Source organism: Mycobacterium xenopi, assembly GCF_009936235.1.
Taxonomy (GTDB): Bacteria; Actinomycetota; Actinomycetes; order Mycobacteriales; family Mycobacteriaceae; genus Mycobacterium; species Mycobacterium xenopi.
The window spans coordinates 3415217-3435779 of the sequence record NZ_AP022314.1; the positions used below are offsets into that span (position 1 = coordinate 3415217).

Annotated in this window: 19 protein-coding genes and 1 pseudogene; 3 read left to right on the forward strand and 17 right to left on the reverse strand. The window is 66.6% G+C overall.

All coding sequences use genetic code 11. The annotated features are described in order from the left end of the window. Positions 1 to 80: 80 nt before the first annotated feature. The 10 genes and pseudogenes from MYXE_RS16135 to sepIVA all read right to left on the reverse strand — a co-directional run bounded on the left by MYXE_RS16135 (position 81) and on the right by sepIVA (position 10552). On the reverse strand, positions 81 to 362 hold the full coding sequence (locus MYXE_RS16135) for a P-II family nitrogen regulator (RefSeq protein ID WP_232061841.1): 282 nt from the start codon (positions 360 to 362) through the stop codon (positions 81 to 83). Then, positions 271 to 1800 (reverse strand): ammonium transporter, encoded by a 1530-nt coding sequence (locus tag MYXE_RS16140; protein ID WP_232061631.1) that lies wholly within the window; start codon positions 1798 to 1800, stop codon positions 271 to 273. The genes MYXE_RS16135 and MYXE_RS16140 overlap by 92 nt, the downstream gene beginning before the upstream one ends. A 136-nt stretch (positions 1801 to 1936) precedes the next feature. After that, a complete protein-coding gene (ftsY, locus tag MYXE_RS16145; protein ID WP_415624429.1) occupies positions 1937 to 3193 on the reverse strand; it encodes a signal recognition particle-docking protein FtsY in 1257 nt (418 codons plus the stop codon). Positions 3194 to 3203: 10 nt separating this feature from the next. Next, a pseudogene (gene smc, locus MYXE_RS16150) lies at positions 3204 to 6817 on the reverse strand (chromosome segregation protein SMC). Positions 6818 to 6854: 37 nt separating this feature from the next. Then, positions 6855 to 7136, reverse strand: coding sequence for an acylphosphatase (locus MYXE_RS16155; protein ID WP_003922078.1), 282 nt, complete (start codon positions 7134 to 7136; stop codon positions 6855 to 6857). Beyond that, on the reverse strand, positions 7123 to 7536 hold the full coding sequence (locus MYXE_RS16160) for an OsmC family protein (protein WP_003922079.1): 414 nt from the start codon (positions 7534 to 7536) through the stop codon (positions 7123 to 7125). The genes MYXE_RS16155 and MYXE_RS16160 overlap by 14 nt, the downstream gene beginning before the upstream one ends. A gap of 103 nt (positions 7537 to 7639) precedes the next feature. After that, on the reverse strand, positions 7640 to 8497 hold the full coding sequence (gene mutM, locus MYXE_RS16165; protein WP_085195774.1) for a DNA-formamidopyrimidine glycosylase: 858 nt from the start codon (positions 8495 to 8497) through the stop codon (positions 7640 to 7642). Between the two features lie 5 nt (positions 8498 to 8502). Further along, a complete protein-coding gene (gene rnc, locus MYXE_RS16170; protein WP_003922081.1) occupies positions 8503 to 9195 on the reverse strand; it encodes a ribonuclease III in 693 nt (230 codons plus the stop codon). Further along, on the reverse strand, positions 9192 to 9770 hold the full coding sequence (locus MYXE_RS16175; protein WP_003922082.1) for a YceD family protein: 579 nt from the start codon (positions 9768 to 9770) through the stop codon (positions 9192 to 9194). The genes rnc and MYXE_RS16175 overlap by 4 nt, the downstream gene beginning before the upstream one ends. Before the next feature lie 44 nt (positions 9771 to 9814). Then, positions 9815 to 10552, reverse strand: coding sequence for a cell division protein SepIVA (gene sepIVA, locus MYXE_RS16180; protein ID WP_085195772.1), 738 nt, complete (start codon positions 10550 to 10552; stop codon positions 9815 to 9817). A 212-nt stretch (positions 10553 to 10764) separates the two neighbouring features. Between sepIVA and MYXE_RS16185 the strand changes: the two genes are divergently transcribed. Continuing rightward, positions 10765 to 11997: a permease gene (locus MYXE_RS16185; RefSeq protein WP_085195770.1), complete on the forward strand. Its 1233-nt coding sequence runs from the start codon at positions 10765 to 10767 to the stop codon at positions 11995 to 11997. 123 nt (positions 11998 to 12120) lie between these two features. Here MYXE_RS16185 and coaD read toward each other — a convergent pair whose 3' ends face one another. The 5 genes from coaD to MYXE_RS16210 all read right to left on the reverse strand — a co-directional run bounded on the left by coaD (position 12121) and on the right by MYXE_RS16210 (position 15816). Beyond that, the gene (gene coaD, locus MYXE_RS16190) at positions 12121 to 12603 is read right to left on the reverse strand and encodes a pantetheine-phosphate adenylyltransferase (protein WP_003922085.1); all 483 of its coding nucleotides are present in this window, start codon (positions 12601 to 12603) and stop codon (positions 12121 to 12123) included. 75 nt (positions 12604 to 12678) lie between these two features. Further along, positions 12679 to 13245 carry a 16S rRNA (guanine(966)-N(2))-methyltransferase RsmD gene (gene rsmD / locus MYXE_RS16195; protein WP_085195814.1) on the reverse strand — a complete coding sequence of 189 codons (567 nt, stop codon included), beginning with the start codon at positions 13243 to 13245 and terminating at the stop codon, positions 12679 to 12681. 34 nt (positions 13246 to 13279) lie between these two features. Continuing rightward, a complete protein-coding gene (locus tag MYXE_RS16200; RefSeq protein ID WP_003922087.1) occupies positions 13280 to 13900 on the reverse strand; it encodes a vitamin K epoxide reductase family protein in 621 nt (206 codons plus the stop codon). Positions 13901 to 13908: 8 nt separating this feature from the next. After that, positions 13909 to 14664 carry a DsbA family protein gene (locus MYXE_RS16205; protein WP_003922088.1) on the reverse strand — a complete coding sequence of 252 codons (756 nt, stop codon included), beginning with the start codon at positions 14662 to 14664 and terminating at the stop codon, positions 13909 to 13911. 57 nt (positions 14665 to 14721) lie between these two features. Beyond that, the gene (locus MYXE_RS16210) at positions 14722 to 15816 is read right to left on the reverse strand and encodes an alpha/beta hydrolase (protein WP_085195768.1); all 1095 of its coding nucleotides are present in this window, start codon (positions 15814 to 15816) and stop codon (positions 14722 to 14724) included. Between MYXE_RS16210 and MYXE_RS16215 the strand changes: the two genes are divergently transcribed. Both MYXE_RS16215 and MYXE_RS16220 read left to right on the forward strand, forming a co-directional pair. Then, entirely contained in the window at positions 15815 to 16648 is an 834-nt protein-coding gene (locus MYXE_RS16215) for an aldo/keto reductase (protein WP_003922090.1), read from the forward strand. The two genes, MYXE_RS16210 and MYXE_RS16215, sit on opposite strands and share 2 nt — an antisense overlap. Continuing rightward, complete coding sequence (locus MYXE_RS16220; RefSeq protein WP_003922091.1) at positions 16649 to 17506, forward strand: aldo/keto reductase; 858 nt, start codon at positions 16649 to 16651, stop codon at positions 17504 to 17506. It begins immediately after the preceding gene. Positions 17507 to 17579: 73 nt separating this feature from the next. Here the strand turns inward: MYXE_RS16220 and MYXE_RS16225 are convergent, their stop codons facing one another. Both MYXE_RS16225 and recG read right to left on the reverse strand, forming a co-directional pair. Next, positions 17580 to 18290 carry an HNH endonuclease family protein gene (locus MYXE_RS16225; protein WP_085195766.1) on the reverse strand — a complete coding sequence of 237 codons (711 nt, stop codon included), beginning with the start codon at positions 18288 to 18290 and terminating at the stop codon, positions 17580 to 17582. A gap of 48 nt (positions 18291 to 18338) precedes the next feature. Next, entirely contained in the window at positions 18339 to 20561 is a 2223-nt protein-coding gene (recG, locus tag MYXE_RS16230) for an ATP-dependent DNA helicase RecG (protein ID WP_085195764.1), read from the reverse strand. Between the last annotated feature and the right edge of the window lie 2 nt (positions 20562 to 20563).

Here is a 20563-nt window from a genome sequence, read left to right on the forward strand (position 1 = left end):
GGCCGAGCAGACGCAAAGGCTCCTCAGCGCCCACGGAATCGGGTACCTTCGCCTCTGCCCGCGCATACTCGCGGTAGCTCTCACAGCGCATCAGGTCCGCGCTCGCCCGTGCGCACCCGCACAACAGTCTCCACCGGGGTGACCCACACCTTGCCGTCGCCGATCTTGCCGGTGCGCGCGGCGCGGACCACCCTGTCGACCACCTTGTCGACGACGGAATCGTCGACGACAACCTCGATCCGAACCTTCGGGACGAATTCGACGGAATACTCAGCGCCCCGGTAAACCTCCGTGTGACCCTTCTGCCGCCCGTACCCCTGCACTTCGCTCACCGTCATCCCCAGGACGCCCGCCTCCTCCAGGCTGGTCTTGACGTCGTCGAGCGTGAACGGCTTCACGATCGCGGTGATCAGCTTCATTTCCACTCTCCTCCAAGGCGTGACGACCAGGAACCGAACCGCTGACGACCGCGAAATCGTAGCCGCTCTCAGCGTGCTGAGCCTCATCGATGCCTGAGGCTTCGTCCTCGGCGCTCAGGCGCAGCCCGATGGTGTATTTCAGGATCAGGGCCAAGATAGCGGTGACGACCGCTGAATACCCGAGAACACTGAATGCGCCGATTGCCTGGCGTTCCAACTGAGCGAATCCGCCGCCGTAGAACAGGCCGGGTGACACGCCGGTGACACCCGCGATGGCCGTGGTCTGCGGGGCGGCCAGCAGACCCACCAGCAGCGTTCCCACCAGACCGCCGACCAGATGCACTCCGACCACGTCGAGCGAATCATCAAAGCCCAACCGGTATTTCAGCCCGACTGCCAACGCGCAAAACACGCCGGCCGCGACGCCCACCACCAAGGCCCCCACCACGTTGACCGACGAGCAGGACGGCGTGATGGCGACCAGTCCGGCAACGATGCCCGACGCGGCGCCCAGCGAGGTGGCGTGTCCGTCGCGGATGCGTTCGGTGAGCAGCCACCCCAACATGGCGGCGGCGGTTGCCACCGTGGTGGTCATGAACGTGGAGCCGGCGGCGCCGTTGGCGCTGGTAGCCGATCCGGCGTTGAACCCGTACCAGCCGAACCACAGTAGCCCAGCACCCAGCATCACGAACGGCAGGTTGTGCGGCCGCATGATCGTCTTGGGCCAGCCCTGCCGCCTGCCGAGGACGATCGCCAGCACGAGGCCCGCCGTCCCGGCGTTGATGTGCACGGCCGTGCCGCCGGCGAAGTCGATGGCGTGCAGCTTGTTCAGGATCCAGCCGCCGTGCGCGGCCGCGAACTTGTCGGCGGCGAACACCCAGTGCGCGATCGGGAAGTAGACGAATGTCGCCCACAATCCGGCGAACAGCGTCCAGCTGCCGAATTTCATCCGGTCGGCCACCGCTCCGGAGACCAGCGCGACGGTGATGATCGCGAACATCAGCTGGAACGCGACATACACGACGTGAGGGATGGTGCCCGCCAACGGGATCTGAACACCCCCGGTGTGGGTGCTCGGATCCTCGGCGACGGCGTTGACACCGATAAGACCCTTCAGGCCCCAGTATTCGGTTGGCCTGCCGGCGATGTTGCCGACGTCGTCGCCGAAGGCGAGCGAGTAACCGTAGAGCACCCACAGCACCGTCACGACGCCCATCGCGCTGATGCTCATCATGATCATGTTGAGCACGCTTCTGGCGCGGACCATGCCGCCGTAAAAGAACGCCAGGCCGGGCGTCATCAACAGCACAAGAGCCGAGCTCGCCAGCATCCAGGCGGTGTCGCCAGTATTGGGAATGCCCATGGTTGGGAATTGGTCCACTCGACATCACCTCCGGTCGGCGCGGTCCCGGCCGCCAACGGTGACCGATGACCTTGTCAGACAATGCGCAAAAGTTGTTGCGGCGTTAGTGCCTCAACGTTTCGCCGAAGTTACGTGATTCTCACCGGGTCCAGCGTCAACCGAGCAGGGCGTCGACGAACGCCGCCGGCTCAAACGGAGCGAGGTCGTCGGGTCCCTCGCCGAGCCCGACCAGTTTCACCGGTACCCCGAGTTCCTGTTGGACGCGGAAAACGATGCCGCCCTTGGCTGTTCCGTCCAGTTTGGTCAGCACCGCGCCGGTGATGTCGACGACCTCGGCGAATACCCGGGCCTGCGCCAGCCCGTTCTGGCCGATGGTGGCATCGAGAACGAGCAGTGCCTCGTCGACGGCGGCGCGTCGCTCCACTACCCGTTTGACCTTGCCGAGCTCATCCATCAGCCCGGTTTTGGTGTGCAGGCGCCCGGCGGTGTCGATGACGACGACGTCGGCGCCGGTGGCGATGCCCTTGTCGACCGCGTCGTAGGCCACCGAGGCCGGGTCGGCGCCCTCGGCGCCCCGCACCACTTCGGCGCCCACCCGCGCGGCCCAGGTCTGCAGCTGGTCGGCCGCCGCGGCCCGGAAGGTGTCGGCGGCGCCGAGCACCACGCGCCGGCCGTCGGCCACCAGCACCCGCGCCAGCTTGCCGACAGTGGTGGTTTTCCCGGTGCCGTTGACGCCGACGACGAGCAGCACCGACGGGTGGTCGGCGTGCGGCAGCGCGCGGATTGTGCGGTCCAGCTCGGGCCGCAGCTCGGCGATCAAAACCTCCCGAAGCACGGCGCGGGCGTCGGTTGCGGTGCGCACGCTGCTGCTAGCCAGCCTGCTGCGCAGCTGCGTGACCACCGACGCGGTGGCCGCCGGGCCGAGGTCGGCCACCAGCAGGGTGTCCTCGACGTCCTGCCAGGAGTCCTCGTCCAGGTCGCCGCCGCCGAGCAGGCCCAGCATGCTGCGGCCCAAAGTGTTCTGCGATCGGGCGAGCCGCCCGCGCAGCCTTTCCAGGCGCCCTTCGGGTGGGGCGATGGCGCTGATATCGGGAACGACGGGCGGCGCCGGCGCGTGCTCGGGCAGTTGGACGTCGGCGATCGACCGCTTGACGGTGTCGCGCGGAATGGCTGCGTCGTCGCCCACACCGGGCAGTCCCGTGGTGTCGAGGACCTCCGGCGATGTCCCCTGGGTGAACGTGATGCCCGACGACGTGGTGTATCCCCCGCCACGATCGGCACCAGCGGTCTGCGCACGAGCCGACAGGCGGATCCGCCGACGCCGGTAGCGGATCAGGCCCGCGATCAGCGCAGCGACGACCACCAGCGCGGCGACACCCGCGACGACGATCCATACAGCGTCGGACACCATGTGCTCCTGGCTATCGTGAGCTGCCGACGAGCTGGTCCACCCGCTGGCCGCGCATCCGCTGCGAGATCACTGTGGTGATGCCGTCGTCGCGCATGGTCACGCCGTAGAGCGCGTCGGCCACCTCCATGGTCGGTTTTTGATGCGTGATCATGATGATCTGCGATTGCTCCCGCAATTCTTCGAACAGCCCGAGCAGCCGCTGCAGGTTCACGTCGTCCAGGGCCGCCTCCACCTCGTCCATGACGTAGAACGGCGACGGCCGGGCCCGGAAGATCGCGACCAGCATCGCAACCGCGGTCAGCGCCTTCTCGCCGCCAGACAGCAACGACAGCCGTTTGACCTTCTTGCCGGGCGGGCGGGCCTCGACTTCGATGCCGGTGGTGAGCATGTCGTCGGGATCGGTCAACCGCAGCCGGCCTTCCCCGCCGGGGAACAACGCGGCGAACACCGCGCGAAACTCGCGTTCCACGTCGGCGAACGCCTCGGTAAACACCTGCAGGATGCGGGCGTCGACGTCGGCGACGACGTTGAGCAGGTCCTTGCGCGCGGCCTTGACGTCTTCGAGCTGAGTGGACAAAAAGTTGTAGCGCTCCTCCAGCGCGGCGTACTCCTCCAGCGCCAGCGGGTTGACCCGGCCCAGCTCGGCCAGCTCTCGTTCGGCGCGCTTGGCCCGGCGTTCCTGGGTGGGCCGGTCGAACGGCATCGGTGCCGGTGGGGTGACCTGCTCGCCGCGTTCCCGGGCCTGCTCGTACTCGGCGAGCTCCAGCTCGGTGGGTGGCAGCGGGACCTGCGGACCGTACTCGGCGACCAGGTCGTCGGGCGCCATCCCGAACTGCTCGAGCACCATCTGCTCGAGCCCTTCGATGCGTAGCGCCGCCTCCGCCTTGGCCACCTCGTCGCGGTGCAGCGCCTCGGTGAGCGCCGCGATACGGGTGCGCAGCGCGTCCACCTCCTCGCGGACCGCGGCCATTGCCGCCGAATGTTGTTGGCGCTCAACGGCTAACGAGTCGCGGCGACGCGAGGCTGCAGTCACGACCTGGCTGAGCCGCCCAGCCAGCAATCGTCCGGAATCGGCTACCGCCGCAGCGACCGCTGCGGCATGCTCTCGGGCAGCGCGGGCCTGCTGCGCGCGCAGCCGTGCCTCACGCTCGGCGGCGGCGGCTCGCCGCAGCGAATCCGCCCGTCCTCGAACGGCATTGGCGCGTTCCTCGGCGGTGCGCACCGCCAGGCGGGCTTCCACCTCGTCGGCGCGGGCGGTTTCCAACCGGCTGCGCTCGGCGGCGATCTGCTGCCGGTCGACGGGGTCGCCCGCGGACAGGGCTTGGGTCTGTTGAGCGGTGCGCAGCCGGGACTCCAATTCGGTGAGCTCCTCGACCGTTTGCGCGCGGCCGGTCTCTAATTCCTCGCGCTGCCGCAGCAGTCGAACCCACTCCTCCTCGGCGGTGCGGGCATCCTGGCCGAGCCGGCCGAGCTGCTCGTAGATCGCCGAGATCGCGGCGTCGGATTCGTTGAGCGCGGCCAGCGCCTGCTCAGCGGCGTCTTGGCGGGCGGCCTGCTCGGTCAGCGCGCCGGCAAGCGCGGCGCCCAGCTCGTTGGCCTGGGTCTCCGCGGCGGCCAGCTCGGCGCGGGCCTTCTCGATTTCGGAGGTGAGCTCCAGCATCGAGGGCTTGCGGTCCGAACCGCCGCTGACCCACCCGGCGCCGACCAGATCGCCGTCGACAGTCGCCGCGCGCAGCTGCGGGTGCGCCGCCACCAGGTCGAGCGCGTCGGACAAGTCGCCGACCACCGCGACACCGGACAGCATCGCGGTCATCGCGCCGCGCAGCCGCCCGGGCGCCTCGACGAGGTCGACCGCCCAGTGGGCGCCGTCGGGCAGGGGTAGGTGGCACGCGCCGGGTCGTCGTTCGCCGGCCAGTCGCTGAGCACGATCGCCGCCCGCCCGGCGTCGGCTTCCTTGAGCGCGGTCACCGCGGCCCGGGCCGCACCCAAACTGTCGGCGGCCAGCGCGTCGGCGGCTGCCCCGAGCACCGCGGCCAGCGCCGCCTCGTAGCCCGGGCGCACCTTGACCATCTCTGCGATCGACCCGAAAAGCCCTGCGCTGCTGTGGTTCCGACTGAGCCACCCGGTGCCGTCCTTGCGTTCGAGGCTGACCGACAGTGCGTCGATGCGGGCTCGCAGCGACGCCACCTGCCGTTCGGCGCCGCGCTCGGCGGCCTGCAGCTCCGCGACCCGCTCATCGGCCAGCCGCAGCGCAGCGACCATCCGCTCGTGATGCTCGTCGAGGCCGACCTCGCCCTGGTCCAATTCGCCGACCCGGGCCTGCACGGTTTCGAATTCGGCCTGCGCCTGCTGGGCACGCGTGGCTGCCTCTTCGATGCGTTCGGACAATTTGGCGATGCTGTCATCGATCGATTCCACCCGCGCACGCATGGTCTCGACCTGGCCGGCCAGCCGGGCCAGCCCCTCGCGCCGGTCGGCCTCCGCGCGGACCGCTGCCAGGTGGGCCCTTTCGGCGTCGGCGAGGCTGCGCTCACGCTCGGCAAGTTCCGCCCGCGCGGCATCCAGCCGGCTTCGCGCCGCGGCCAGCTCCGCAGACAGCTGCTGCTCCTGCACCGCCACCTGCTGGGCTTCCGCCTCCAGTGCGTCGGGGTCGGGCCCGCCGGTCGCGGGTGGCTCGAGGTCGAGGCGCTGGGCACGCTCGTCGGCGATGCGCACGGTCGCGCCCACCCGTTCGGCCAAGGCGGACAGCCGAAACCAGAGCTGCTGGGCCGATTCGGCGCGTTCGGAAAGGCGGGCCAACGCGTCCTCTTCCGCCGCCAGCTCCTCGGAGGCCACGGCGAGCCGGGCGGAGGCCTCGTCATGCTCGCGGCGCAGCGCTGCCTCGGCGTGGCTGGTGTCTTGCAGTTCGGCCCGACGGGTGACGATGTCGTCGGCGGCCAGCCGCAGCCGGGCATCACGCAGGTCGGCCTGGATGGTTTGCGCCCGGCGGGCGACTTCGGCCTGCCGGCCCAGCGGTTTGAGCTGGCGGCGCAGCTCGGTGGTCAGATCGGTGAGCCGGGCCAGGTTTGCTGACATCGCATCGAGTTTGCGCAGCGCTTTTTCTTTGCGCTTGCGGTGCTTGAGCACGCCCGCGGCTTCCTCGATGAACGCCCGGCGGTCTTCGGGCCGGGATTGCAGGATTTCCTCCAGCTTGCCCTGCCCGACGATGACATGCATCTCGCGGCCGATGCCCGAGTCGGAGAGCAGCTCCTGCACATCCATCAAACGGCAACTGCTGCCGTTGATTTCGTATTCGCTGGCACCGTCGCGGAAGATCCGGCGGGTGATCGACACTTCGGAGTATTCGATCGGCAATGCGTTATCGGAGTTGTCGATGGTGACGGTGACCTCGGCGCGGCCCAGGGGCGGACGCGAGGAAGTCCCCGCGAAGATGACGTCTTCCATCTTGCCGCCGCGCAAGCTCTTGGCCCCCTGCTCGCCCATCACCCAGGCCAGCGCGTCGACCACGTTGGATTTGCCCGAGCCGTTGGGACCCACCACCGCGGTGATGCCCGGCTCGAACCGCAGAGTCGTCGGTGAGGCGAAGGACTTGAAGCCCTTCAGCGTCAGACTCTTGAGGTACACGACGTGCCAGACTACCGCCCGATCAAGCCGACACCGGTTAGCGCGCGCTGAATCCGGGGATGTCCTCGGTTTGTTCTGACCACTCGACGTCGACGGCGTCCACCCGCCCGGGTGTATCGCCGCTTCGTAGCAGGTCAAGCAGCTGTTGGCAGGTGTCGCGGGGTCCCTGGGCGACGACCAGCACCCGTCCGTCGAGGCGGTTGGCGACATACCCGGTCAGGCCGAGCTCCAGCGCGCGCGAGCGGGTCCACCACCGGAAACCGACTCCCTGCACCCGCCCGCGGATCAGCGCGGTGAGGCGAACCTCAGGCTCTGCCATCGGCGATCTCCAGTTTTACGGTGGTGCCCGACTTCAGGGTTCGGCCGACGGTGCAGGCCTGATCGACGGCGCGGTTGACGACGACCAGCAGGCGCTCTGCCTCAGCCTCGGTCAACCCGGACAGGTCGACCTCAAGCGTCTCCTCCAGCAGCGGATACCGCTCCTGCTGACGGTCGGCTGCCCCAGACACCCGGATGGTCGCCTTGTAGTCGTCGCCGAGCCGGCGAGCCAGCGGCTGGTCGGTGGCCATCCCGCTGCAGGCGGCGAGCGCGATCTTGAGCAGCTCGCCGGGGGTGAAGACACCGTCGACGTCCTCGGAACCGACGAGTACCTGCGCGCCGCGTGAGCTGTGCCCGGTATAGCGGCGCACCCCGGTGCGTTCGACCCACAGTTGCGTCATGGCTTCTTTCTTACCGTGCCGTCTGGGCCGCGCGAGCGGGCGTCGTGGTACCGCCTTCATGGCGTGTCGGTGGACAAAACGCCCCTTCGCGCAACGAGACCGGTCATCGCCGAAGCCGCGGCCGCGGCTGACACCTCGGGCAATAGAACGACGAGCGGTTCATGAACTTCTCGCGCCGAATCAGCGAGCCGCAGCGCCGGCACGGCTGGTTCTCGCGACCGTAAGCGTCGAGGGAGCGGTTGAAGTACCCCGATTCACCGTTGACGTTGACGTACAACGAATCGAACGAGGTCCCGCCGTGGGCTAGCGCGTCGCGCATCACGTCCGCGGCGGCCTGCAGTACCACCGCCAGCTGTCGGCGCGGCAACGCGGCGGCCAACCGTGAGCCGTGCACCTTGGCGCGCCACAGTGCTTCGTCGGCGTAGATGTTGCCGATGCCCGACACCACGGTCTGGTCGAGCAGCTGGCGTTTGAGCTCAGAATGCTTGCGCCGCATCACATTAACCACCGCGTCGGCGTCGAATTTCGGGTCGAGCGGATCGCGGGCCAGGTGCGCCACGGGGACGGGCACCGCGCTGCCGTCGACTGTTACCAGATCGGCCAGCAGCCAGCTGCCGAACGTGCGCTGATCGACGAAACTCAGCCTGGTGCCGTCGTCGAGCACCGCCGCGATGCGCAGGTGCGCGGTATTCGGGATGGCACCCAGCAGCATCTGTCCGCTCATGCCCAGATGCACGACCAGGGCGGTGTCCGCGTCATCCAACCTCAGCCACAGGTACTTCCCGCGACGATCGGTGCCGGTGATGCGCGCGCCGAGTAGCCGTGCGGTCAGGTCCGCGGGCCCGGCTTCGTGGCGGCGCACCGCGCGGGGGTGATGAACTCGGACCGCCGTGATCGTCTTTCCCGCGACATGGGTTTGCAGGCCGCGCCGCACCACCTCGACTTCGGGTAGCTCGGGCATTCAGCTCAGGCGCTCTCCAGCGCGTTCCACGCCGCCGCCGCCGCTTTTTGCTCGGCTTCCTTCTTGGATCGGCCCACCCCGGTGCCGTATTCGGTGTCCATCACGACGACGACGGCGGTGAACTCCTTGTCGTGGTCCGGCCCGGTGGAGGTCACCACGTATGACGGCGCGCCCAGGCCGCGCGCCGCGGTCAGCTCCTGCAGGCTGGTTTTCCAATCCAGCCCCGCGCCCAGCGTCGGCGCGGCGTCCAGCAGTGCACCGAACAACCGCAGGATCACCTCGCGAGCGGTGTCGATGCCGTGGTGCAGGTAGACCGCACCCAACAGCGACTCCATGCCGTCGGCCAGGATGCTGGATTTGTCGGCTCCACCGGTGTTGGCCTCGCCGCGGCCCAGCAACATGTAGGCGCCGAGACCCTGGTCCGTCAACTTGCGTGCGACATCGGCCAACGCCTGGGTGTTGACGACGCTCGCGCGCAGCTTGGCAAGATCGCCCTCCGAGCGGTCCGGGTGGCGGTGAAACAGCTCATCGGTGACGGTCAGGCCGAGGACCGCGTCGCCGAGGAACTCCAGGCGTTCGTTGGTGGGCAGGCCGCCATGCTCGTAGGCGTAGCTGCGGTGCGTCAACGCCAGCGACAGCAACTCGTCCGGCAGGTCGACCCCCAGGGCATCGAGCAGCGGCTGGTATGACCGGCTCACAGGTCGGCCTCGGGTGCGTCCAGCATTCCGGCCAGCTTGGCCCAGCGCGGATCGATCCGATCGTGGTGATGACCTGGCTCGGCGGAGGCCAGCGGAACACCGCATTCCGGGCACAAGCCCGGGCAATCGGTCCGGCATACCGGAGAGAACGGCAGTTCCAGGCCGACCGCGTCGATGATCGACTGCTCCAAGTCGACCGTGTCGTTGATAACCCGACCGACCTCGTCTTCGTCGGTGGTCTCCTCGGTGAGGGTATCCGGGTACGCGAACAATTCGGTCAACTCGACCTCCACCCGCCCGCTGACCGTGGTCAGGCAACGCGCGCACTCCCCAGTGGTGGGTGCCGCCACCGTGCCGGTGACCAATACGCCCTCTGACACCGACTCGACCCGCAGATCCAATTCCAGCGGCGCACCGCGCTGGATCGCGATCAGCTCCAATCCGATTCGCGTCGGACTGCTCACCGTGTCCCGCAGCGCGAATATCGCTCCGGGGCGCCGGCCCAGCCGCGCGATGTTGACGATCAGCGGCGAAATCGGCGGCCGTGATGCGATTGGGCTATGCTGCCTCGCCATAGCCCAATCCTACGGTCCCGGCAGCCCGGTGCTGCCGCCGCAGGCTAACGGGTGGCGTAGTCGTGGGTGCCGGCAGCGGTGCGTAATTGGTGACGACCGCGACTCACCGACCGCAGCGTGCCGTTCAGGTATTCCTCGAACTCGGCGAGCTTGCTGTCGACGTAGATGTCGCACTCGCCGCGCAGCCGGTCCGCCTCGGCGTGCGCCGCGTCTATCAGACGGGTGGCCTCGGCGCGCGCCGCCTGCACCACTTCGGTCTGCGACACCAGCCGCTGTTGTTCCTTGATGCCTTCTTGCACGGCCTTTTCATAAGAGATGTTGCCGTTTTCGACCAGCCGGTCGCATTCTGCCTTGGCCCGGCTGGTACTGGCGTCATATTCGCGTTTGGCCGCTGCCGCGATGCGGACCGCCTCGTCGCGCGCATCGCTGACCATCCGCTCGCTGTGCTGGCGGGCCTCGCTGACCATCCGGTCGGCTTGGGCCTTCGCCTCGGAAAGTATCCGGTCCGCTTCGGCACGGGCATGGTTGAGCATCGACTCCGACTCGGTGGTTGCCGAGGACACCATGGAGTCGGCGTGGGCCTTGGCCTCGTTCAGCATGGATTCCCGCGCATCGAGCACGTCCTGGGCATCGTCGAGCTCACCGGGAATCGCGTCCTTGATGTCGTCGATAAGTTCCAGCACGTCGCCGCGAGGCACCACACAACCGGCCGTCATCGGCACGCCACGGGCTTCTTCGACGATCGCGCTGAGCTCGTCCAGCGCTTCAAAAACTCGGTACACGGCAACACCCTCCCGGCATCGTTGTTGTTACCAGTGTGCCTGGTGTTGCCTCTGTGACGGCGCTGGCGGGTCCGGTGTGTCGAACATTGCCACCCCGGGGGCGTTGCCGCCCAGCTCCACCACGCGCCGTCACTCTCCGCCCCGGTGGTTAGTGTCAATCGTCGGCCCACGGGCGAATATACCCCTGTGGGGTATAAACGGGCGCGGTTAGCATGGTGTGGGCCGCATCGACCGCTGGCCACCGAACCGCGAACGAGGAGGATCTGTTGGGCACCGTGCTGGATGCGGTCGAGCGCGCTTTGGCGCTGGCGGGTTCCATGACGTGGGAGATCCTCTGGGCCCTGGTGGTGGGGTTTTTGCTGTCGGCGCTCGTGCAGGCGGTCGTACGCCGCTCGACGATCGTCGCCCTGCTGGGCGACAATCGGCCGCGCACCCTCGCCGTGGCGACCGGACTGGGCGCCGCATCGTCGTCGTGTTCCTATGCCGCAGTCGCACTGGCCCGATCGCTCTTTCGTAAAGGCGCCGACTTCACCGCCGCCATGGCATTCGAGATCGGCTCGACGAACTTAGTGGTCGAATTGGGCATCATCATGGCCCTGCTAATGGGCTGGCAGTTCGCCGCGGCCGAATTCGTCGGCGGCCCACTGATGATCGTGATCTTAGCCGTGTTGTTCCGGCTATTTGTACGCCCACCGCTGGTCGCCGCCGCCCGCCGACAAGCCGAGCGCGGAATCGCCGGTTCGATGGAAGGCCACGCCGCGATGGACATGTCCGTTCAACGCGAAGGCTCGTTTTGGCAGCGGCTCTTTTCGCCGCAGGGCTTCACATCGGTCTCACATGTATTCGTCATGGAGTGGGCGGCAATCCTGCGCGACCTCGTGATCGGGTTGTTGATCGCTGGCGCCATCGCTGCCTGGGTTCCTGAATCATTTTGGCAGACATTCTTTTTCACCCAACATCACGCGCTGTCCGCGCTTTGGGGCCCGATCGTGGCACCATTGGTCGCGATCGCATCGTTCGTCTGCTCGATCGGAAATGTGCCACTGGCCGCGGTCCTTTGGAACGGGGGCATAAGCTTTGGCGGCGTGGTGGCCTTCATCTTCGCCGACCTACTGATTCTGCCGATTCTCAACATCTACCGTAAGTACTACGGCACCGCGATGATGGTGACATTGCTGGGCACCTTCTACGCCGCAATAGTCGGAGCTGGCTACCTCGTCGAATTACTGTTCGGCGCAGCACATCTGGTTCCCAGCCACCGCAACGCCACCGTGATGCACGCCGGGATCTCGTGGAACTACACCACCTGGCTCAACATCGTGTTCCTTGCCATCGCGGCGATTCTTCTCGCGAGATTCGTGGCGACCGGGGGCGTGCCGATGCTTCGCATGATGGGCGGTCCGCCGGACGCAGAGCACGACCATCACCACCACGGGCACTGCTGAGAATTCTGGCCGCTCGAATCCCGACCGGCAGCCCGGCGGTCGGGCATCCGTTGATCGACCAGGGTCTCGCAACTCACCCAACGGTACCGCAGGCGCACCGTCGAACAGCAGCTGGCGCGTGAATCACCCTCCGCGGGAAAGCTTTTCGCGAAGGCGCCGGTTCACCGGTTCAGGAAGCAGGTCAGACACGTCACCGCCAAGCATCGCGACTTCTTTGGCCAACGACGACGACACGAACGAATACCGCGGTGTGGTAGCCACGAAGAACGTGTCGACCCCGGCGATATGTTTGTTCATCTGCGCCATCTGCAACTCGTATTCGAAGTCGGTGCCGGTGCGCAGACCCTTGACGATCGCGGTCATGCCGCGAGATCTGACGAAGTCGACCACCAGCCCCTCCCCGGCCTCGACCCGCAGGTTGGGCAGGTGCGTCGTCGACTCGTTGATCATCGCGATCCGCTCGTCGAGCTCGAACATGCTCGTTTTGGTGGGGTTGGCCAGGATGGCGACGACCACCTCGTCGAACTGAGCGGAGGCGCGCTCGAAAATGTCGATGTGGCCCAGCGTCACCGGATCGAAGGATCCCGGGCATACCGCGCCGGTCATATGCGCCGCTCCTCCTCCTCGCCGCGCTCGGCATCGTCGCCGGTGGTCATGACCGATGACGGTAGCAGGAACCGTTCACCTCGCCGGACCGCTCAGTTCGGCGAATTCCAGCCGGGTGTCGCCGTAAACGCGGTGCTGCCACGGCAACCAACCGGACGGCCAGCTCAGCGGCGTGCTGGCGGCGGCCCGCTCCACCGCCGCCACGGTTCCCGCGCTCGCCCACCCGTGGGCGGTCAGGGCGCCCAACACCGCCTCGATTTCGCCGGTGTCGACGTCATAGGGCGGATCCGCCAGCACCAGGTCCACCGGGTGCTCGGCCTCGACACTCACAGCCGCCGCCACCGGGCAGCGGCGCAGTGTCGCCCCGGGCAGGCCGACGGCCTCGATGTTGCGGGCCAGCACGGCCGCGGTCCGCTGATCCGACTCGACGAACAGGGCCGACGCGGCACCGCGTGATAACGCCTCCAGCCCCAGCGCGCCGGAACCGGCGTACAGATCGAGCACCGACAGGCCGGCCAGCTCCAGCCGCGCGGTCAAGATGCTGAACAACGACTCGCGCACCCGGTCGGTGGTCGGTCGTGTTCCCCGCGGCGGGATCGCGAGGCGCCGGCCGCGTGCCGTTCCGGCGATGATCCGCGTCAGTTCACCACCACCGCACGTCACCGCCTTAGCCGGGCTAGAAGAGTGTCGACCAGTAGTCCCAAAACCGCACCAGGATCAGCAGGATGACTGCGGTGAACCACAGCGTGGTGATCGACCACCGCCACCGGTAGAGCGTCAGCGCCGCGCCGACACCGCTCCCCTGGGCCGGGCCAAACGCGATCGACGCGACTACCACGAGCAGTGGGATGGTGACCGCCCAAACCACCATGCAGTAGGGGCACAGCGCGCCGATGCGATACAGGCTTTGGAATATCAGCCAGTGCACGAACCCGGCACCAGCCAGTGTGGCGGCAGCCAGTGCGATCCAATACCACTGCGGCAATGGCACTTTCGTCACGGCCAGCACGCCGGTGACGACGACCACCGTGAACGCGGCGATACCGATCAGCGGATTGGGAAATCCCAGCAGCGACGCCTGCGGCGTCGCCATCACCGACCCGCACGACACCACCGGGTTGAGGTTGCACGACGGCACATACGACGGGTTGGTCAGGGTCTTGATCTTTTCCACCGTCAGCGTCACCGAGGCGACCAACCCGATGACCCCGGCGATTAGCACCCACCACGCGCTGGGCAACGCCACCGACGGCGCGGCTGCCTGCCCGCCGGGCGGCTGGACGGGTTGCGCCGACACGGTAACTGTCACGACGCGGCTGGTGCCGCGGCCGCGTCAAGGCCCGGCACGTCGCCGACAATCTCTTTGATCTTGGCGACCAGCGCCTCAGGCGTTGACGGTTCGTAGTCCTGGCCATTGATCCGGATCGTCGGGGTGGCGTGAATACCTGTGGCCGAGGCCATGCCGTCGACCCTCGGCACGTACTTGCCGCTGTTGATGCAATCGGGGACCTTGCCCACCACCCCGGCTTCACGGGCAATCTCGATCAGCCGCGCATTGTCGGGAAAAGTCGAGCCGGTTTCGGACGGCTGGAGGTTCTTGGTGAACAACGCGGTGTGGAAACGCCGGAACGCGTCGATGGATTCGTCGGCGACGCAGTAGGCCGCCGCCCCGGCTCGCGACGAATAGTTGTCATTGCGCGCACTGTCGAGGATGCCGACCATGTAGTAGTCGGCGGCGATGGCGCCGCTGTCGATGAGTTTGGACACCGTCGGCCCGAACGTGCGCTCGAAATTACCGCACGCCGGGCACAAGAAGTCCTCGTAGAACGCGACCACGGCCTTGGGGTCTTTGGTGCCGTCCTTGGTGATCAGCTTGCTCGACGTCACCCGCACCGGCTGGCCGGGGGCGGGCTTGTGGCCGTGGGTCAGCACGATATACAGCACGAGGCCGACCGCGAAGATCACCACGATCCCCGTCAGCCCGATCTGGATCAACAGGTTGCGCCTGCGATCGGCTGCCTTCAAGTCGTAGCGCGCGGGACGGTTAGGTTTGCTGGCCACAGGTTCGCGGATCCTCCGGTTGGCGGCTTGGCGCCTCTAGAGTACCGGCGGGCAGGCTCATGCCCGGCTCAGATGGGCGCGCAGCGCCGAAACGAGCTCGGCGGTGCCAGCGGCACAGCCGCCGCCGAGCGGGAACAAATTGGCGAAACCGTGGGTCAGCGACCTCATGGAGCGCACGTCGACCGGGGTTTCGGCGGCTCGCAGTGCCGCGGCGTATTGCTCGCCCTCGTCGCGCAGGGGGTCGAAGCCGGCGGTTGCGATCAACGCGGGCGGCAGCCCGGACAAGTCCTCGGCAAGCAACGGCGACACCCGTGGATCGGTCGGCTCGAGATCGGAGTCGGCCAGGTATTGGGTTTCGAACCAGTCGATGTCGCGTTTGGTGAGCAAGAAACCGTCGGCGAACAACGACAGCGAGCGGGTGCGCGCGGTGAAATCGGTTCTGGGGTAGACGAGCCACTGCAGCGCGGGCATCGGGCCGCCGTCAGCCCGCGCTGATTGCGACACGACGGCCGCCAGATTGCCGCCCGCGCTATCGCCGCCGACCGCCACCTTGCCCGGGATTGCGCCGAGTTCGGCGGCGTGTTCATGGGCCCAGCGAAAGGCCGCGTAGGCGTCGTCAAGACCGGCCGGAGCCGGGTGTTCGGGGGCCAGCCGGTAATCGATCGACAGCACGTGGATGTCGGCGTCACGGCAGGTCAACCGGCACAGCGCGTCGTGGGTGTCCAGGTCGCCGATGGTCCAGCCGCCGCCGTGGTAGAAGACCAGCAACGGCGTCGGCTCGGCGACGGCCGGGCGGTAATGCCGAGCGGGGATGTCGCCGCCCGGTCCGGGTATCGACATGTCGTTCACCGCGACGTGAATCTGCGGCCCAGGCAGCGCCCGGCATGCCTCGCGCATCAGGGTCCGGGAGGCGACCACGTCGTCGTCGACCACCAAGCCGGTGATGCCGACAGCCCGCTGCGCGGCCAACAACACCTGCAATGTGGGATCGAGCGTATTGCCGTCGATGATCACTGACCGCCCGCCGGTGAGCAGGCGCTTGGCCCCCGTTGGAATCCACGGAATGACCTTCAGCCCAACGTTAGTGGCGGTGCTCTGGAAGCGAACCGGCCACCGGTGCAGGTCGGGCGCGCCTGGCAGACTTTTCGTCATGACTGCTCCCCTCGTCACCCTGAACGACGGTCATTCGATCCCCGCAGTCGGGTTCGGCGTATTCAAGATTCCACCCGAACAGACCGAACAGGCTGTCCGCGCGGCGTTGCGAGCCGGCTACCGGCACATCGACACCGCGGCAATGTACAACAACGAACGCGAGACCGGTCGGGCGGTTGCCGACTCGGGCATCCCAAGGGACCAGATCTATCTGGTCACCAAGCTGTGGAACGCCGACCAGGGCTACGACAGCACTCTGGCGGCGTTCGACGCCAGCATGGCACGGCTGGGCGTCGACTATCTCGACCTATATCTGATCCACTGGCCACTGCCTGCGGCGGGCAAGTTCGTCGACACCTTCAAGGCGTTCGTGCACCTGCGCGACCAAGGCCGGGTCCGGTCGATCGGGGTCAGCAATTTCGAACCTGAGCACCTGAAGGTCCTCATCGACGCCACCGGCATCGTTCCCGCCGTCAATCAAGTCGAGTTGCATCCGCGATTTCCCCAGACCGCATTGCGTGAGGTGCATGCCCAGCTCGGCATCGCCACCGAGGCGTGGGCGCCGCTCGGGCAGGGCTCGCTGCTGACTCACCCGACGGTCACCGCGGTCGCCGAGGCCTGTGGCCGCACACCGGCACAAGTGCTGATTAGGTGGCACATCCAGCTCGGTAATATCGTGATCCCCAAGTCGGTGAACCCGGCACGGATTGCGAGTAATTTCGACGTGTTCGATTTCGAACTCAGTGCGGACCAGATGGCGTCGATCTGCTCGCTCGATGACGGAACCCGGCTTGGCCCTGATCCACGAACCTTCAATTTCACAGGCAGGTGAATGACGTTGACTGGCAGCGCCGCTGAGCGTTCTTTGATCCCCTCGGTAACGCTCAATGACGAGAACACGATGCCAGTGCTCGGCGTCGGTGTCGCGGAATTGTCCGACACCGAGACGGAACGCGCAGTGTCGGCGGCGCTGGAAATCGGCTGCAGGCTGATCGATACCGCAGCGGCATACGGCAACGAAGCCGCCGTCGGACGCGCGATTGCCGCGTCTGGCATCCCCCGGGCCGAAATTTTCGTCACCACCAAGTTGGCCACCCCCGACCAAGGGTTCACTAGCTCACAGGAGGCGTGCAAAGCAAGCCTGGACCGGCTCGGTCTGGACTATGTCGACCTTTTCCTGATCCATTGGCCGGCCCCACAGCTCGGCAAGTATGTGGACAGCTTTGGCGGCATGATCCAGTCCCGGGGTGACGGCTACGCCCGCTCGATCGGCGTTTCGAACTTCACCGAGGAACATTTGTCGACGGTGATCGACCTGACCTTCTTCACGCCCGCGGTCAACCAAGTGGAGCTGCACCCGTTGCTCAACCAGGCCGAGCTGCGCAAGGCCAACGCTGAGCACAACGTGGTCACCCAGGCCTATAGTCCGCTGGCCCTTGGCCGTCTGCTGGACAACCCGACGGTGACCTCCGTGGCCGCCGAATACGGGCGGACCCCGGCGCAGGTGTTGCTGCGCTGGAACGTGCAACTGGGCAATTCGGTCGTCTTCCGCTCCGGCAAACCCGAACGCATCGCAAGCAACCTCGACATCTTCGACTTCGAGTTAGCCGCCGAGCACATGGACGCGCTCAGCGGCCTCAACGACGGCACCCGCGTGCGCGAGGACCCGTTGACCTACACGGACACCTAAAGACGGCGAGCAGACGCAAAAGCGCACATTTACGGCCGCATTCGGGGGATTTCGTGTCTGCTCGCGCTGAGGGTTATCCGGTGGGGCAGGTGGCGGCGGCACGGTGCAACACGTCGGCGGATGGCTGGTCGACGGGCAACGCGTAACCGCGCAGTACGGCGACGTACTGGACGGCGTACTGGCACCAGAACGCGGTGTTGGGCGGCATCCAGAGGGCCGGCTGCGAATCAGCCTTGTCCTCGTTCGCCTGTCCCGACACGGCTAGGAGGTTGGCCGGATCGTTGGCAAAGCGCAACCGTTGCGGATACGGCCAGTTGTAGGCGCCCATATCCCACGCCAGCGCCAGCGGGACGATGTGGTCGATTTGCACGGACTGACCCACCCGCGCGCCGCGCTGGAAGTGGATGGTCGCGTTGGTGTACGGGTCGTGCAGCGTCCCTGTGGCCACCGCCTCGGGGCAGCGTTTGATCGACACATAGGTCTTGTCGGTCAGGTCGCGGTTGAGGATGTCGTCGCGAGTGTCGCAGCCATTGTGGCCCCCGGGCGCATCGTTGTCGTCGTCCCAGGCATCTCCGAACGCGGCCCGGCGGTAGTCGTAGCGATGGATTCTGGCCGGCACCACCGTGATTCCGGCCAACACGTCGGTGCCGGGTTGCAAGGTCGGAACGTCGGCACGCGCGGCGAATTCCTTCGCGCGATCTCCAGCCGACGACGTCACCTGATAGGCGACCACAACGGCGATCGCGGCAACCACCGAAAGCCAGAGCAACGCTTTCTTATTCACAAGCGTCGCGCCTCCTCATCGCTACGCTTTGCATCGTCGCCGGCGCGTTCATGCCTTGTCCAGGTACTCGACGCGTTCGGTGGTGGTGAATGGCGCTGCCAGCAGTGTCAGTCCGGGATGGCCAGGATCCTCGTCGTAAATCCGCTCGGACACGTCCCGTGCGGTTTCGATGATCTCTCGATGCTCGGCCAGCGACAACAGGCGCAACGTGATGGCACGACCAGATTGTGTGCGGCCCAACACATCTCCCTCGCGGCGCTCCTTCAGGTCGAGGTCGGCCAAGGCGAATCCGTCCAGGGTTTGAGCGACCGCGCGCAGTCGAGTGCCCGCCCGCGAATCCGGGGAGACCCAGCTCACCAGCAGGCACACGCTCGGGTGCGCGCCTCGGCCGATGCGACCGCGCAGCTGATGCAATTGGCTGATGCCGAACCGGTCGGCGTCCATGATCAGCATTACCGTGGCGTTGGGCACGTCGACACCAACTTCGATGACGGTGGTGCAGACCAGCACGTCGATATCGCCAGCGCGAAATGCCGCCATGACGGCATCTTTATCTTCCGCCGGCAGCCGCCCATGCATGAGACCGAGCCTCAGGCCGGCCAATTCACGGCTACGTAGCCGCGCGAACAGGTCGACCGCGGTGGCCGAAGGTCGGCCGCTCTCTTCAGTCTGGCCAGGGTCATCGGTCTCGTCGATCCGTGGCGCTACCACATAGGCCTGGCGTCCGGCCGAGACCTCCTCGATGATGCGCTGCCAGGCACGGTCCAGCCATGTCGGCTTGTCATTGACGAAAATCGCGGTCGTAGTGATCGGCTGGCGGCCACGCGGAAGTTCACGCAATGTCGAGGTTTCCAAGTCGCCGTAGACGGTAAGCGCAACGGTCCGAGGTATCGGTGTTGCGGTCATCACTAGCAGATGCGGTGTAATGCCGGCAGGGGCCTTGGCCCGCAACTGATCTCGCTGCTCCACTCCGAAACGATGCTGTTCGTCGACAACTACCATACCCAGCCGGTGGAACTCCACGGCATCTTGCAGAAGCGCGTGCGTGCCGACCACGATACCCGCCTGCCCGCTGGTAATTTCGGCTCGCACCTGTTTCTTCTGCGCAGGAGACATCGAGCCGGTGAGCATCGCCACCCGCGTCGCGTTCTCAGCGCCCCCCAGCTGCCCGCCCATTGCCAGCGGCCCCAACACCTCGTTTATCGATAGAACATGTTGTGCTGCAAGTACTTCTGTCGGTGCCAGCAGTGCGCACTGGTATCCGGCGTCGACCATCTGCAGCATGGCCAGGACCGCCACGATCGTTTTCCCTGAACCGACCTCACCCTGCAACAACCGGTTCATCGGGCGGGTCGCTGCGAGTTCGCGACGCAACACCTCGAGCACCTCACGCTGACCGACGGTGAGTTCAAATGGCAGCTGCTGCAACAGTTCTTGTGCCAAACCGTCGGACCGGGGCGGTGCCGAAGGACCGGATTCGGAGAGTTCACCGTGCCTGCGAGTCACCAACGCCCATTGCAGGCCGACGGCTTCGTCGAAAGTCAGCCGCTGGCGGGCCCGTTGGCGTTCGCTTTCGCTTTCCGAGAGGTGTATCGCGTGCAACGCCTGGTCTTCGGAGATCAAACCGTACTCGGCGACAACCGACTCCGGCAGCGGGTCGGGTACCGGGTCTAGCACGGCGAGTACTTGCCGCACACATGCGTAGATGTCCCAACTTTGCACTTTTGTGCTGGCCGGATAGATCGGGTAGAAGGCCCGTTCGAACGCCGACTGCAGCACCTCGCCGCTGATTTTCTTCGAGGCGTGGGCAATCGAGCGCAGCGACTTGCTGCCGTGGTCCTTGCCGTCCGGAGAGTTCAATATCAGGAAATCGGGATGCGTAAGCTGCATGGTGCCCCGGAAATAGCTCACCTCCCCGGACAGCATGATCCGGGTTCCTTTGGCGAGCTGGTCTACGAACCACTGCTTGACGTTGAAAAACGTCGCGGTCACCCGGTTGCGGCCAGAACCGATCGTGATGACCAGGTACTTCTCCTTCGGACGTTTCTTCATCGGGCGCGACACCGCGCCGGTGACGGTGTCGACGAGCGTGATGTGCTCGCCCGCCGGCGGCCGCTCGTCGCCGACACCGCGCACCGCCGCGCCCTCGACGTAGGTGCGCGGATAGTGGCGAAGCAAATCCTGAACCGTGCGGATGCCGAATGCCTCGTCGAGCGGGTCGGCCGATTTCGCCCCCAGGACGTAATCCAGCCGGTCGGTCAGCGCCACCACGG

What these genes read in the sequence shown, in the direction of transcription:
- MYXE_RS16220 (WP_003922091.1), top strand. Translation starts at nt 16,649, where the DNA reads ATGACGTTGACTGGCAGCGCCGCTGAGCGTTCTTTGATCCCCTCGGTA.
- coaD (WP_003922085.1), bottom strand. Translation starts at nt 12,603, where the DNA reads ATGACCGGCGCGGTATGCCCGGGATCCTTCGATCCGGTGACGCTGGGC.
- ftsY (WP_415624429.1), bottom strand. Translation starts at nt 3,193, where the DNA reads ATGGTGTCCGACGCTGTATGGATCGTCGTCGCGGGTGTCGCCGCGCTG.
- MYXE_RS16185 (WP_085195770.1), top strand. Translation starts at nt 10,765, where the DNA reads ATGGTGTGGGCCGCATCGACCGCTGGCCACCGAACCGCGAACGAGGAG.
- MYXE_RS16175 (WP_003922082.1), bottom strand. Translation starts at nt 9,770, where the DNA reads ATGGCGAGGCAGCATAGCCCAATCGCATCACGGCCGCCGATTTCGCCG.
- MYXE_RS16155 (WP_003922078.1), bottom strand. Translation starts at nt 7,136, where the DNA reads ATGGCAGAGCCTGAGGTTCGCCTCACCGCGCTGATCCGCGGGCGGGTG.
- MYXE_RS16210 (WP_085195768.1), bottom strand. Translation starts at nt 15,816, where the DNA reads ATGACGAAAAGTCTGCCAGGCGCGCCCGACCTGCACCGGTGGCCGGTT.
- MYXE_RS16215 (WP_003922090.1), top strand. Translation starts at nt 15,815, where the DNA reads ATGACTGCTCCCCTCGTCACCCTGAACGACGGTCATTCGATCCCCGCA.
- mutM (WP_085195774.1), bottom strand. Translation starts at nt 8,497, where the DNA reads ATGCCCGAGCTACCCGAAGTCGAGGTGGTGCGGCGCGGCCTGCAAACC.
- MYXE_RS16160 (WP_003922079.1), bottom strand. Translation starts at nt 7,536, where the DNA reads ATGACGCAACTGTGGGTCGAACGCACCGGGGTGCGCCGCTATACCGGG.